The organism is Nonomuraea sp. ATR24 (assembly GCF_041950485.1).
Classification (GTDB): Bacteria; Actinomycetota; Actinomycetes; order Streptosporangiales; family Streptosporangiaceae; genus Nonomuraea; species Nonomuraea ceibae.
In genome coordinates, this window is the sequence record NZ_JBGNUU010000001.1 from 375,069 (window position 1) to 389,290 (window position 14,222).

General features: G+C 71.6%; 8 protein-coding genes. 2 read left to right on the forward strand and 6 right to left on the reverse strand.

Annotation, left to right across the window (positions count from 1 at the left end; all coding sequences use genetic code 11):
* Positions 1-5: 5 nt before the first annotated feature.
* Positions 6-1,004 carry a hypothetical protein gene (locus tag ACBI99_RS01790; protein ID WP_375071536.1) on the forward strand — a complete coding sequence of 333 codons (999 nt, stop codon included), beginning with the start codon at positions 6-8 and terminating at the stop codon, positions 1,002-1,004.
* A gap of 152 nt (positions 1,005-1,156) precedes the next feature.
* Here the strand turns inward: ACBI99_RS01790 and ACBI99_RS01795 are convergent, their stop codons facing one another.
* The 4 genes from ACBI99_RS01795 to ACBI99_RS01810 form a co-directional block, all read right to left on the reverse strand.
* Positions 1,157-2,467 carry a M48 family metallopeptidase gene (locus ACBI99_RS01795; protein ID WP_219503104.1) on the reverse strand — a complete coding sequence of 437 codons (1,311 nt, stop codon included), beginning with the start codon at positions 2,465-2,467 and terminating at the stop codon, positions 1,157-1,159.
* Positions 2,468-2,714: 247 nt separating this feature from the next.
* The gene (locus ACBI99_RS01800; protein WP_357591817.1) at positions 2,715-3,596 is read right to left on the reverse strand and encodes a type II CAAX endopeptidase family protein; all 882 of its coding nucleotides are present in this window, start codon (positions 3,594-3,596) and stop codon (positions 2,715-2,717) included.
* An 89-nt stretch (positions 3,597-3,685) separates the two neighbouring features.
* A complete protein-coding gene (locus ACBI99_RS01805) occupies positions 3,686-6,658 on the reverse strand; it encodes a LuxR C-terminal-related transcriptional regulator (RefSeq protein WP_375071537.1) in 2,973 nt (990 codons plus the stop codon).
* 834 nt (positions 6,659-7,492) lie between these two features.
* Positions 7,493-8,113 carry a hypothetical protein gene (locus tag ACBI99_RS01810; protein WP_375071538.1) on the reverse strand — a complete coding sequence of 207 codons (621 nt, stop codon included), beginning with the start codon at positions 8,111-8,113 and terminating at the stop codon, positions 7,493-7,495.
* Between the two features lie 524 nt (positions 8,114-8,637).
* On the opposite strand from ACBI99_RS01810, the gene ACBI99_RS01815 reads away from it, so the two are divergent.
* The gene (locus tag ACBI99_RS01815; protein ID WP_219503115.1) at positions 8,638-9,051 is read left to right on the forward strand and encodes a hypothetical protein; all 414 of its coding nucleotides are present in this window, start codon (positions 8,638-8,640) and stop codon (positions 9,049-9,051) included.
* A 1,269-nt stretch (positions 9,052-10,320) separates the two neighbouring features.
* Here ACBI99_RS01815 and ACBI99_RS01820 read toward each other — a convergent pair.
* Both ACBI99_RS01820 and ACBI99_RS01825 read right to left on the reverse strand, forming a co-directional pair.
* Positions 10,321-13,053, reverse strand: coding sequence for a helix-turn-helix transcriptional regulator (locus ACBI99_RS01820; protein ID WP_219503117.1), 2,733 nt, complete (start codon positions 13,051-13,053; stop codon positions 10,321-10,323).
* A 125-nt stretch (positions 13,054-13,178) separates the two neighbouring features.
* On the reverse strand, positions 13,179-14,162 hold the full coding sequence (locus ACBI99_RS01825) for a zinc-binding dehydrogenase (RefSeq protein WP_219503120.1): 984 nt from the start codon (positions 14,160-14,162) through the stop codon (positions 13,179-13,181).
* Positions 14,163-14,222 lie beyond the last annotated feature (60 nt).

Here is a 14,222-nt window from a genome sequence, read left to right on the forward strand (position 1 = left end):
CCGGCATGACACCCGACGACGCCGAGCTCCGCGAGCTCGTCCGCCGCTTCGCCACCCTAGACCTGACCGGGTGGGACGACGCCGCCTTCGGCCGCGCCCGTGAGCACCTCGGCTGGCAGGCCGCGGTCCACTCCCCCGAGAAAAAAGCCCGGCGCGCCCGGTTCCCCAGGCTGTATCGCGCCGAGGAGTACGACACCGTTCTCGGCCCTGAGAGCGGAACCTTCGCCCGGCACGGCGCCGACGACGTCCGCACCCAGATCTCGCTGCGCGCCGGGCAGGGCGACAAGCTCTTCCTCGCCCTGCGTTCGTTCCTGGAGGAGGTGCTCGGCCCGCCGTCCCTCCTGCGCGGACCGGGGCCGCTGCTGCGCTGGCGTGGCCCCGTCCGGCTGCTGGAGCTGGAACGGATCCGCGATGCCGCCTACCTGCGAGCCTGCCCTGCCGAGGCGGTCGAGAAGGACGAGTACCGCACCGCGCAGTGGGCCGAGGCGGAGGACGGGCTCGGGCAGCTCGGCTACTGGCAGATGATCGGCCGGCAGCCGGAGGCGACCGACCTGTTCATCCCCGGCGGCTACACCGCCGACGGCTGGGCGGAGTTCGAGGAACGGCTGGCCAGGACCCTGCACTCGGTCGTCGCCGACTTCGCCCTCCTGGAGCCGTCGAGCCACTTCACCGCGGTCATCCGCACCCCCCGCGAGCGCGCCTACGCGCAGTGGACCACCGACCCGGCGTGGGGCCTGGAGATCCAGGCCGCCATCCCCGCCGAACCCGGCCCCACCTGGGAGAGCGACCTGATCGGGCTCGGCTGGTCGCGGCCGGACTCGCCCGACACCGAGGGCCGGCTGATCCGCCGCTTCCCCGCGTTCGGGCCCGAAGAGGCCCGGACCGCCGCCCGGCTGCTCGTCGCCGCGCTGAGAACGTACGGCGTGCCGTTCGCGGACCTTTCGCAGTCGGTGATCTCGCCCCCCGTGCACCTGCTCGGGCTCGGCCTGCCCACCCACCGCTGACCGGACACCCACGGCGTATCACTGCGCACTGCACAAGGCCTGCCCCAAGCCTCCCGGGGCGAGCCCACCGCGCTCGGCTGAGCACCTCACTCGAACGGAAGCCGGGCTGTTCACCCAGCCTGGCTGGTGATCGATCGCAGGGCGGCGCAAGCTCACCCGCGCGTGATGTACAGGTGCATGTCGGTGTAGTCGAAGGTGATGGCGAACGGCTTGAAGAACTCGTGGGTGAAGTTGGCGATCAGGTCGAAACCGAACGGCTCCGACTGGCCGGGACCTGGGAAACCGGGAATGGCCTTCTCGAAGGCGAGGCCTCGCACGCCGTGCCTGACCGCCCGGCCCAGGCTGATCCGCTCGGCCGTGATCGGATAGCTCTTGATGCCGAACCGCTCGTTCGGGTGCGCGTAGTCCACCTCGAATCCGTCCACCCGTTCGGCGATCTCCGCCGTCGTGTCGATGGCACTGCCGATGCCGCCGGTGTCGACGGTGACCATGCGCGGGCCGTAGTCGCCCAGGCTGCCGACCGTGCAGGGGAAGTGGTCGCCGGCCAGCCACAGCGGGAGCCGGTCACCTCGGGCGCGCGGGCGCGGCGCTTTCACGGTATTCCGCCGCAGGATCAGAGCCCTGCCCGCGTAGTCCATCGTGGTCAGGAAGTGGTAGAAGATCGTGGTGCCGAAGGCGCCGGCCACCTGTGAGCCGTCGGGAAGCGGTGGCCGCTGCACGTCGCTCCACTGCACCGGCAGGTTGCGGATCTCGATGTTCCCGATCCGGAACGATTCCAGAATGCCCAGGTAGATGGTGATGGGATGGGTGTCGGCGACCCCTCCGGGCAGCTCGGCCACCGCGCGCAGCCCCGCCGCTTCCGCCGCCTCCTGCGACAGGTCGAGAGTCGCGTAGGTGTCGAGCCAGAACTTCGCGGGCGGCCCGCCGTTCACCGAGGCTTCCACCGCAGGCACCGGGTCCAGGGTGAGGAACGGCACCCGCGTGCTCTGCGCGCCGTGTATCTGCCACGGTGTGCCGCTGATCCGCGAGTACTGCTCGACGAGGCCCTTGTCACGGGGACGGCCCGTGCTCCTGAGCAACGGGACCGCGCGGGCGAACTGGTCCTGCCGTACGAAGGTCTCGGCGAGCCGTTGTGTGGAGGCGATGTCGCGGGAGTCCAGGGCGATGGCCTTCGACAGATGCCGCTCGGCGTCACCGAACCGGTTGCACAGCAGGGCGAGGTATCCGACCTGGGCGTACGCGTGCGCGTTCCGCGGATCCTCGCGCAGGAGACGGCGATAGCCGCGCTCGGCCTCGGCGAACCTGCCCGCCTTGAACAGCTGATCAGGGTCGGCCGCGGAGGCGAACGCCGGGCTCGGCGCGGAAGGCAGCAGGGGAAGGCTCGCGCCGGCGATCACGGCCAGCCCCGTCCGCCGCAGGAACGCGCGGCGGCCGGGGGTACGGGGATCGGCTGGAGGGGTCATGCCTGGGTCCTCACGTCGTAGTTGGACGGGTCACGCCGCCGAGATGAGGCGTGAGTCGCGAACTCACCCAACGGGACGACGTGTTTCCCTGGCGTTTCCCTCGCGTGTCCGCAGCGGTCTCCGAGCGCGTTCGAGAGGCACGGTGGCCCTTTCGGGGTCGATGCAGGTTGCCGTCACCGTTGTGGAGCGCTCTGGGGTTCTGCTCGTGGACGCGGCGATCTGCGCCACGCTCGGCGGACCCGTCCGGTCAGGAGCGTCGATGCGACAGCCTGCCGCGAGTGGTGAGCAGGACGAGGACCGCCAGTACGCCGAAGCCGATCATCGAGGGCAGGAGCACGTAGCTCCGGGTCATGGGGGAGCCGCCGAAGAGGTCGCTGACCGCGTTCATGCCCGAGTTGAACGCGTCGTGGAGGAGCACCATGATCAGTAGGCTGCCGCCGGTGTTGTTGAACACCCAGGTCATGAAGACGGTCAGGACCGTGGTCAGCAGCAGGAACTGCACGATGGCGCCCGGGGTGGCGCCGCCCTTGGGGTCCGCCCATGCCGACGACGCGAACAGCGGCAGGTGCCAGCCGCCCCACATCAGCCCGAGGATGAGGGCGGCGGGCAGCGGGCCGTACCGCTGCTGCAGCCTGGGCAGGGCATATCCCCGCCAGCCCGGCTCCTCGCCGAGCGCCCCGATGACGAGCTGCACCGTCAGGAACATGATGACCAGTGACGGCACCACGTCCGCCGAGAACGTGAAGTGAGCGGCGGTGCCCGGGATGGCGAAGGCGGCGATCACCGGCACCGCGAGAACGCCGCCGATCACCAGGACGTACCAGCGCGCCGGCACCCGCCAGGATCGCAGCCCCCGCAGCAGGCTCCGCACCGCGCCCCGGCCCGCGGTGGTGCGCAGCGTCACCAGGGCCGCGGCCAGCGGGCCGAACGAGCCCGCGATCACACAGACGTCCAGCAGCCAGCTGTCCTTGCCGATCGGCAGGAGGCCCAGCCCATCGTCGGACAGCACGATCGGCAGGTAGAGCAGCCAGCTGAAGGCGAAGGCGAGGGCGAAGAACATCCACAGCGCATGCGGTGGCTCGGTGCGCGTGCCGGTGTCATGGGAGGTCGGCGATGGGTTCGAAGTCACCGCAGACAAGGTAGGGACGTGACCGGTGTGCCGCCTCCGGCGATTGCCCTAATACCGCCCGGTAGCCGGCGGGCCGAACATCGGCGCTCCTACCCAACAGGTCCGGGGAGCAGACCCTGGCGGATGGCGCGGGCCACCGCCTGTGGACCGGTGTGGGCGCCGAGTTTGGCATAGACGCGTTCCAGGTGGGACCGCACCGTGCTGGCCGCCAGGCCCAGGCGCTCGCCCACCTGCGGTGCGGACAGTCCTTCGGCCAGCAGGCTCAGCACCTCGATCTCGCGGCCGCTCAGCTCCGGTGCGCCGGGCTTGGCGCCTGCGGTGCCGGTGCAGGCCAGGTAGGCCTGGCGGGTGAAGCGTTCCTGGACGGCGAGCTGCCGCGCCTTGCCTGCCGCCTCGGCGAGCAGGGGGGCCAGGTCATCGCCATGCTCGGCGAACGGTCTGAGGTACGCGCCCGGCGCCGCCTGCGCGAGCGCTCCGGCGAGGGCCGCCAGCGCCCGGGGCCGATCGCCGGCTGCCTGCCGAGCCAACGCCGCAACCACCCGCAACCGCAGGTGGGAGGCGGCGCAGACGACGTCGGCGTGCCGCGTCATCGCCTGCGAGGCGATCGCGTCCGCGGTGGCCCAGTCGCGTCCGGCCAGCGCGAGCTGGGCGGCGATCAGTTCCTCGTAGAGGCGCAGCCCCGCCGGAGGTTCGCCGCCGGCCACGGTGATGGCTCTGGCCTGGGTGAGCGTGTGCTCGGCCGCGGCCAGGTGTCCGAACGTCAGCAGCGCGTACGCTCGCCGCGCCACCGCAGACCGGCGCGCGGCGGCGCCGAAACCGGGATTGTCCAGGCCCGGCGTTCCAGCGATGTAGTCCGCCATCGCGTCGAATGCGTGGAGCGTTCCCCGCTCATCGCCGCGGGCCAGGCAGAGGTCGGCCGCGGCCCGGTATCCATGCAGCCGTACTCCGGGGTCGTGGTGGTCCGTCGTGGCCTGGAGGTCGTGGGCGTGTGCCACGGCCTCGCTGATCCGGTGCCCCTCCAACAGTGCCTCCACCATCACCAGCGGGGCCGCGCCGAGATGCTCGTCGGGCTCGACGCGCCGCGCCGCCGCCAGCGCGGCGGACTCCCGGCAGCTCGCCATCGCCCGCCGTAGGTCGCCGCGGCACAGATGCGCCTGCGCGAGCACCAGCAGTGCGTCCAGGCGGTGGGTCACGTCGTGTTCGGAGCGGCTCAGACGGGCGCACTCCTGCTGGGCGCGCCGGCCAGGACCTTCCTGGACCCCGTGGCCCAGCGGGTCGGTCAGCCGGAGCACGGTCTGGAGACGCATGCCCGGCTCGGTCAGGCACGGCTCGTTGAGGGCCGCCTGCGCGGCGTCGATCGCCGCCGCGGGTGAGCCGTCGAGGAAGAGGCGGTGCGCGAGGATCGTGGCATGAAGGGCGCGCGCCTTCGGCGGCAGGCGGGCGGCGTCCACCCGCGCCAGCCAAGCGGCGGGATCGTCCGTCGCGTACGGATGGGAGCATGCCCCCTCCCGGAGCGAGCCGTGGATGAGGGTGAAAGCGACGAGCAGGCACAGCACCGGGTTGTCGGCCGGCGTCGGCTCGGGCAGCCTGCCCAGCCACCGGCTGAGCCGGGCGTGTTCCAGCCAGAGTCCGCCGTCGTGCTCGGCCAGCCTGGCCAGCAGCCGGGCCGCAGCGTGCGGATCGTCTCCGGCAAGGGCGTGCTCGACCGCTTCGCGCAGGTCCCCAGCCGACCCGTGCCAGTCGGCCGCGCGCCGATGCAGCTCCGGGAGCAGCTCGGGACTCCGCCGGGCCAGGTACCACCGCACGGCCGCGGCGAACAGCTGGTGGTAGCGGTACGAGCCGTCGCTCGCGTCGAGAGGGGACAGGAACAGGCCGCTGCCGGCGAGCGCGGTCAGGGCTCGAGCGCCGTCGGTCCGGCCGGTCAGCGCGTCACACAATGCGGGAGTCAACCTGGACAGGACACAGGTGGCCAGGACGAGCCGCCGGGTTTCGTCAGGCAGACCGTCCAGCACCTCGGTGACCAGGTAGTCGTCCAGGTCGCCGGTGGCTGCGGCGATCTCGTGCCCGGCGGGCGCGCCCCGCCTCAGGGCCAGCGCCGCCAGTTGCAGACCGGCGGGCCAGCCTTCGGTCCGCGCGTGCAGGTCGGCGACGGCCCGGGCGCCGAGGCGCAGGCCCATCGTCCCGCCCAGGAACGCCGCTGTCTCCGTGGTGGTGAAGCGCAAGCGTGCGGCGTCCAGATCGCACATCCGGTGCCTGGCCCGCCAGGCGGCCAACGGCAGGGGTGGAGGGCAGCGGGTGGCGATGATCAGATGGATGCGTGGCGGCAGGCGCTCGACGAGGTGGGCGACGGCGTCGTGCAGGTCGGCCGAGCCGATGAGGTGATAGTCGTCCAGCACCAGGACCAGGTCGCCGGGGCGGCCGGCCAGTTCGTTGATCAGGCCGGCGAAACGGCGGCGCAGGGCCGGGCGGGAGTGGATGGCGGTGTCCGGCATCGTGACGTCGAGCGCGGCGGCGAGTCCCCGGCAGAACGTCACCGGGTCGTTGTCGTCGCGGTCCAGGGACAGCCAGGCCACGCGCGCCGACGTGGTCGCCGCCCAGGCCGCCAGCGTCGTGGTCTTCCCGGACCCGGCGGGCGCGCAGACGAGCGTCAGCGGCAGCCTGGCCGCACGGTCCAAGGCGGCGTAGAGCTGTGGCCGGGCCACCGCGCCCGTACGCGCCGGCGGGACACCGACCTTGGTGGCCTCGAGCGGTTCGCTGTCCGACGCCGCGGCGGCGAGCGCGTGGCCCGCGGCGTCCAGCGCTTTCGCGGTCACCTGATGCGAACCGCCCAGGTAGACCCGCCGCCGGACGCCCAGGACGCGTCGATGGGCCCGCCAGTAGCCCGTGCCGCGTCCATTGCCGGACGTCTCCCGGCGCACGGTGAAGCCTCCCGCCGGATGCTCGACGGCGAACGCGGTGGCTTCGGCCAGCCAGGCGCGCCATTGCGGGGTTCCGACGGCGATCTCGGGCCGGCCTGGCGCGATGCCGAGCAGCCCGTCCCGGATCACCGGCAACTCCGCCATCGCCCACCTTCCGGCTCATCGGAACAGTCGCTCCAGGCGCCGTGCCGGTGACTCGAACAGCGGGCCGCCGGCAGCGAAATGACTGACGCTGACCAGAACGCCGTCATCACGGAGCACGTGGGTGATCTCAGGGAACAGCAGCGGCCGCGTGAGAGCGTCTGCTTCCCCCTCGACCGGTCGGACACTCCCCCGTTCTCCAACGAGACAAGAGGACGGTGAAATCCGCGGCGTCCGAGGCGCAAGCACCTGTTCGGCCACAGTACCGCGGTCACCGCTGCCGAACATGGCCTACCGGAACCGGTCTCCCCAGCGGGTTCCCGGGGAGCCGAACGAGGACCCGCAGCGCCGGGCGCTCCGCCTCGCTGATCCCGGCAAGCCGGAGGGGCCGGTCGAAGCCGTGCAGCAGGTAACCCGGAGGCTACCGGCCGACCGCGTCGACACCCCGTCCTGGTGCTCGGCCGTTACCCGGGCTCTGGTCCGGAACCAGCTCGGTGCCGCCCTGCTCGGCGAGCTTGCCGTGCTGCCACCCGGGCACCGTGACCACGTCCGCATGATTTCCTCGACCCGCACGTCCGCGCCGTGCAGGCGCATGGCGGCCGGGGTCCACTCCCGCCGCGGCACCGGCTGCGTGTGGACGCCACCCCGCCCATCCCGCCGGTCCCCTCGTCATGCGAGCCACACCCAAGATCGGCTGACCCGCCACGGCACCCCTGCGGAGCTCGATCTTGACGACGATTCGATGACGGCCACTGTCTGCCCTGGTCGACGGCCAGAACGTTCCTGCCCGTACTTCGGATCTACGACCTCGGTCGACCGGGCCTGCCACCCGCTCGCTCAGCGGCACACGTTCCGCAGCTCGCACACCTTCTTCGCCATCCGCTTCGCCCGGCCCGTGACCAGCTTGCCCGGATTGGTGGTGTAAGCCTGATCGGCGCTGTAGACGAACAAGGCCGCACCCCGACGCCCGACCGCCCACGAAGAGACGGGCTCCCGATCCCGCTTGCCCTTGTCGTAGTCGTACCTCCCCACGAACATGCCCTCGTCCCCGATGCGCACTGTCCTGGCGATCAGGCGGAGGTCCTTTCCAGGGCACCGCTTCACCTCGGCCCGCAGGCCGAGGAAGGCCGCGCGGGCGGCCTTCGCACTCCGATAGAGCACGAGCTGCTCGCCGTCCGACGACGGGGCGCTGGTCAGATGCGTGATCGTCCGCATCGCGACCCGGCCGTCGCGGACAGTGCGCGCCCCTCGGCAAGGGGCGAGCAGGGGACGGTTGGACAGCTTGTCGCTGATCTTCCACCAGTACTCGATGGAGTCCGCCTCATCCCGCGGCGCCCTCGCCTCCTTCTCACTCAGCAGGAAATTCTTCGGAATCCTGCTCGCCTCGGCGTCGGCCACGCCCGTTCCCGCCAGTACGGAGCCAACCACCAGGGCGGCAACCATCGCTTTTCTGATCACACATGCATGAGACGTACGGTGCGCCACGGAAGTTGTGCACCGTTTTCGGTCTCAGCTGCCGGCCACCACGACCACGCGGCAGCACCCCTTGCCCTCCCGGGCCGGGTGCCCGGGTGATCCATAGCTGGTCAGGCCCGGCGCTGATGAGGCCCAGGCGCACCCGACAGTGGCTGCCCGCAGGCAGGTGGATTCCGATTCGGCTCTCGTCATCCGCCGGTCTGCGCGTCGGTGCGGGCGAGGTGGCGGCGGCCTCGTTGTCCGCGAGCAGCAGATCGGTCAGGCGGCCACCGGCCAGGCCGACACCGAACTCGACCACGAGCTGACCGCCGCCGTACTGAAGGCGTGCGACGGAAGTACCTAAGCACGGCGGATTCCCCGCCGCCGCCGTCTCCGTATCTTCGTGATCGCCCAGGAATCCGATCACGAAGGAGACCGGCACCCCGATCCACCTCCGGGGGAGCTGCCGAGACAACAGGCTCACCCCCTCCGGCTCCTTACGGCCGGAACTTTGACAGGAGATTCTCATGAAGAAGAAATTGGCCATCACCGCCCTTACCGCCCTTGCCGTCACCACGATGCTGAGCAGCGCCGCCCACGCCGGGACACCGGCGAACGTCTGGGTGAACGGCGAGGCGATCGGCTCAGAGGTCTACGCCGTCGGCGTCGGCGCGGAAGGCCCGGTGGACCGGGTGAAGGTCAACTTCCAGGTGTCCAAGGGCCAGGTCATCACCGGCGTGCGAAACGGCACCGCCCACTGCCAGATCGCCACCTTCGCGGCGACCTGCGAACTGATGTCCGGCTCGTACCCGCAGTTCTTCGAGGTGACGGTACGACGGTACGAGGCCGGGCCCGGACCGTTCAACCTGACGGTGAACGCCATCTCCTCGGCACGCGAGTGGGACTACGCCGACAACTCCACCGTCATCAGAAGCTACTGACGCGACCACCGCTCGCCGCCACGAGCACCCGCGGCGGTGAGCGGCACTCCATGAGGAAGTAGTAGCCCGCGTGACGGAACCGACGCTGTGCTCGGTAGCCAGGTCGGCGTAGCGGCGGCAGCGGCACCTGCTCCGAAGAGCGGCCTCGCGGTGACCCCGCTTCCATGCCAGCACCGCGGCCATGCCGTTCCAGCCGGGATGGCGGACCGGCCTGCCAGACCGCACGTCGGCGAGGACTGCGTCGAATCCCTCCCACGGCGTCTCCATAGCGGGCAGGTCCCGCTCATACAGGTGCAGGGAGTCGACGTGGTGGTGAGAGTCGCCGAGTACGGCGCCCCGCCAGCCGTCCATCAACTCCTGGAGGGTCGTGGCCGCGAAGATGCCGTACGCAGGCCGGTCCAAAGGTGCTGACTGAGCGTGGTGGCCGCCATGTGCAGCCAGGCCGGCGCAGGTGGAAGCGGTAGCCCTGAGTGCAGGGCACGTCCCGGTGCCCGCCGGCGCGCGGGCCGGTTCGCAGAGTCGAGCCGTCCCAGCGACGCAGCCGAGGCCCGTACCCCCACGCACTATGCAGCCATGCGCCGGAACCGTACCGACGAGCAACCAGCGAGCAACGACCCGACCTCGCCCGAGGTTCATCCCCCTCGGGACGGTACGCCAAGACGGCGGGCAGAGCCCGGCGGCAGGCTGACCGGCCGCGATCACCTTGCGCGCTGTGCCGTACGGGCATAGCGCGCTTCGGTGCTGGCCGGCTCCACCGCGCACCCGCGACTGGCTACGGCGGCGAATCCTCCCTCAGATCATGGTCCTTCGGCATGGGGTGGCAGTGCTGAAGCGTCAGGTCACCCGGCCGAAGCCGGACTGGGCCGATCATGCCCTCCAGGCGGGTGGCCTTCCGGGTGTCGCCCTCACGCAGGAGTGCGCCGATCTGATGGTCGGAGTTCTGGTCGGCGGTCGAGACCCGCGCGCAGCCGAAGATCGCTGTCGAAATCTACTCCACACACCGTTCACCGACATTGATTTTCGGCACGAGTTATCGACAGTGCTCACCTGCGGTTCCGTGATCAGCTCGGTGAGTGTCGGCAGACGATCGTTTTCCGACACACGCACGCCGCGAGGAACATCCGAACCGAAGCGTACGCCTGCACTGTCAGTCACCTATGCCACAGAGAGTGCTACCGCCAAATCCGTCCTCCCCGGAGGCCGACCCGAGCGCCGGGCCATCAAAACCCGGTCCTGGTCACTGAGGTCACCGGCCGGGCATAAGGGCGGTTAGCTGGTGGTGCCGAGGTCCAGACGGGCGAGCTCGTTGCGGGAGGCCACGCCGAGCTTGGGGTAGGCGTTGTAGAGGTGGTAGCCGATCGTCCGGGGGCTGAGGAAGAGCTGGGCCCCGATGTCGCGGTTGGTGAGACCGGTGGCGGCCAGCCGTACGATCTGTAGTTCCTGGGGAGTGAGGCGGCTGAGCAGGTCGGTCGCCCCCGCTGTGCGGGGGCGGCTCTCGCCGGTGGCGCGTAGCTCGCTGCGGGCGCGGTCGGCCCAGGGGGCGGCGCCGAGCCGTTCGAAGATCTCCAGAGCGGAACGCAGCGGATTCCGGGCGTCGGAGCGGTGCGCGGAGCGCCGCAGCCACTCGCCGTGCAGCAGCTCGGTACGGGCGCGTTCGAACGGCCGCTCGCTCTTCTGATGGAGCTGCACCGCATGGGCGTACAGCGGGCCGGCCTCCTCATCGGGTGTGAGCAGAGCGCGACAGCGCAGGACGACGGCTTGGGCCCACGCTTGTCCGGTCGCGTTGGCCCAGGCCTCGAACCGGGCCAGCGGTTCGGCGCCACGGCCGGGCAGGCCGAGGCGGGCGGCGGCCTCCACGTGGTCGGGCAGGGTGTAGAGGCCGATGACGCTGTGCCGGGCGGCTGCCGCGCCCAGCTCTTCACGCCGCCGCAGCGCGTCCTCATACCGGGCCAGGCCAAGGTCGAGCAGGGCTAGGGCGCTCGCGGCCCAGTCCGCGTGCGGCTCTCCGAGCCGGTCGTACGTCTGGCTGGCGAGCGCGTGGCAGTGTTCCTCCTCGCCCGCGATGGCCGCCAGGTGTGCCAGCACGCCGCGGGCGTCGTCGGTGTAGAGGACCTGGGCGGTATCCTGTGCGATGCGCAGCGTCTCGGTCGCGAGGGTGTGCGCGTCGCGGTGCCGGCCGCGGAAGAGCTGGATGCGGGCCAGGTCCCGGAGCACCTCTGGGAGCACGCCGAGGGCACCCTGGTCGCGGCAGTCGCGTTCCAGCGTGGTGGACAACTTGTGGGCGACGTCGAGATCGCCGGTCAGAACGGCCCATTCCTCGGCGCAGGCCCGTTCCATCGGCCGCAGCCCGCGTAGGAGCTCGCCGTTGCCCATCAGCTTGCGCAGGGCGGGGAGTCCTGCCTCCGGTTCGCCGGCGGCGAGATGCGCCAGGCCGTACGCAGCCTCGATGAAGGGACGCGTCCCGGGCTCGCTGGTCGGCATGAGGTTCCGGATGCGCGCCGCGGTGTCGCGGAGGGCTGCGGCGTCCCCGGTCGGCCAGATCGCGCCCATGGCGTCGAACAGCATGAAGGCGGCCTTGCGTGGCACCTGTCCGGCGCTCGCCAGCGCCTCATCGAGCAGCACGGTGTGCGCCGCCTTCGGCAGCCCGCGTACGTACAGGTCGAGGGCGCGGACCTGCGCAAGCTCCGCCCGGACGAGCGGGTCGGTGATGAACGGGGCGGCCTGGTCGGCCAGTTCGGCGGCGCGCCGGGTCTGCCCGGCATCGGCGGCGGCGCGGGCGGCCAAGGCCAGCCGTCGGGCACCGTCGTGGGTGTCGGGGCTGAGCCGGGCGGCGCGGTCGTAGGCGGCGGCCACGGCGGCGTGGCCGCCCCGGGCTCGCGCGTGCTCGGCGGTCTTCTCCAGCACGGAGGCCACGTACGCGTCGGGTTCTGTGGTGGCGGCGGCGAGGTGCCAGGCGCGCCGGTCGATGTTGCCGACGCAGGGCAGTGCATCGGAGAGGGCCTGGTGGGCGGCGAGCCGCTGGCCCAGCGGAGCGCTCTGGTAGGCGGTGGACCGGATCAGCGGGTGGCGGAACGTGAGCCGCCCGTCGGTCAGGTGCACCAGGTCCTTGTGCTCGGCCGGGTCGAGGTGCTCGACGGGTGCGCCGAGCCGGCCGGCCGCGAGCGCGACCACGGTGAGGTCGCCGGTGCCCTCGGCGGCCGCGACCAGCAGCAGTGTCCTGGTCGGCTCCGGCAGGGCGGCGATCCGGTCGGCGAAGGTCTGCTGGATGCGGGTGTGGCTCGGCAGGGTGCCCAGATGGAAGGCGTACTCGGGGATCTGCCCCTCGCGCTGGGCCGTGGGCAGCTCGCGGAGGGCCAGCGGGTTACCGCGAGCCTCGGTAAGGATCTGGTCGCGGGCGTACGGCGGCAGGTCTCTGGCGTGTTCGGCCAGCAGGTCCGCGGCCGCGGTATGGTCCAGCCCGGCGAGGCGCAGCTCGGTGAGGCCAGGTGCCGGGAAGGGCGGCGCGTGCGCGTCGCGGGCCGCGAAGAGCATCACCACCCCTTCGGCGTTGAGGCGCCGGGCGGCGAACAGCAGGGCGTCGGCCGAGGCGGGATCTAACCAGTGCGCGTCGTCAATGAGGCACAGCAGCGGTCCTTCCTCGGCGAGCTCGGCCAGCAGGGTCAGCAGGGCGAGGCCGACCAGGAAGCGCTCAGGACCGGACACCGGTTCCAGCCCGAGCGCGCCGCGCAGCGCCTGGGCCTGCCGGTCGGGAAGGGTGCCAACGCGGTCGGCGGCGCGGCCCAGCAGCAGGTGCAGGCCCGCGAAGGGCAGCTCGCTCTCGGCCTCGGTGCCGATCGTGCGCAGCACCCGCATGTCCCAGGCCGCAGCGGCGGTGTGCTCCAGCAGTGCCGATTTGCCGATCCCGGCTTCGCCCCGGATGACCACCGCCGCGCTCCGGCCGTCGCGGGCAGCGACGAGCAGCCGGTCGATCTGGGCCAGCTCGTCGGCTCTGCCATGCAGCATGCCTAGAACTGTAATACAGCCACATTGCCCGAATTCGCCCGAATCGGCCTCGGCTCGCGAGCCAGACCGCTTCATCCCCGTTCCAGTCCTGCCGCGTCGCCCCACGCATCTGCCCGCGGTGTCTACTACGGAAGCAGGACGACCTTGCCAACCGTTCGGCGTTCGAGGAGCGCCGTGTGCGCCCGCGCCGCCTCGCGCAGCGGGAACGCCTGCACCGCCGGGACGAGCCGCCCGCTCGCCGCCTCGTCCAGCGCCTTCTGCTGCATGGCGCGCAGCCCGCCCGGTACGCGCATCATCCGGGGGCCGAGCGGGACCGTGGCCGACAGCATCCTGTTGACCAGGTCTTGGCCGGTGATCTCGGTCAGCGAGCCGGCAGACCAGCCGAACAGCAGGATACGGCCGCCCATGCCGAGCATCTCCAGCGCCTCGCGGCCCGCGGCACCGCCCACACCGTCGAGCACGGCGGTCACGTCGCGGCCGTCCAGCGCCTCACGCACCGTCTTGGACCACCCCGGCTCGTCGTAGTCGACCGCGATGTGGGCGCCCGAGGCGTGGACGCGTTCGACCTTGGCCGGCCCGCCCGCGACACCCACCACGGTGGCGCCGGCGTTGCGTGCCGCCTGGACGAGCAGCGTGCCGACACCGCCGGCCGCCGCGGTCACGAGCACGACGTCGTCGGGCTCGACCTGCGCGATGTGGTGGATGCTCAGCGCGGTCCGGCCGGTCCCGACCATCGCGACCGCCGCCTCGTACGTCAGTCCGTCGGGCAACGGGAACAGCGCCTCGACCTCCCGCAGGGCCAGCTCGGCGTATCCGGCGTTGACCAGGCCCAGGTGGGTGACCACGCGACGGCCGAGCCAGCTTTCGTCCACGCCCTCGCCCACCTGGTCCACCACCCCGGCAACCTCACGGCCGGGCGTCACCGGGAGTTCGGGGAGCGGGAAGGGAAGCAGGTCGCCCCGGCCCGCCTGCAGCGCGGTGTCGAGCAGGTGAACTCCGGCGGCCTTCACCGCGATGCGGACCTGGCCGGGACCCGGCTCGGGATCCGGGACCTCCTCGTACCGCAGGTTCTCGGCCGGGCCGAACTCGTACAGTCGGATGGCGTGCATGATCGAACTCCTGTCATCGTCGGTTTCTTCTCGGCGCGGGCCTGCTGTCGGCGCCGAAGC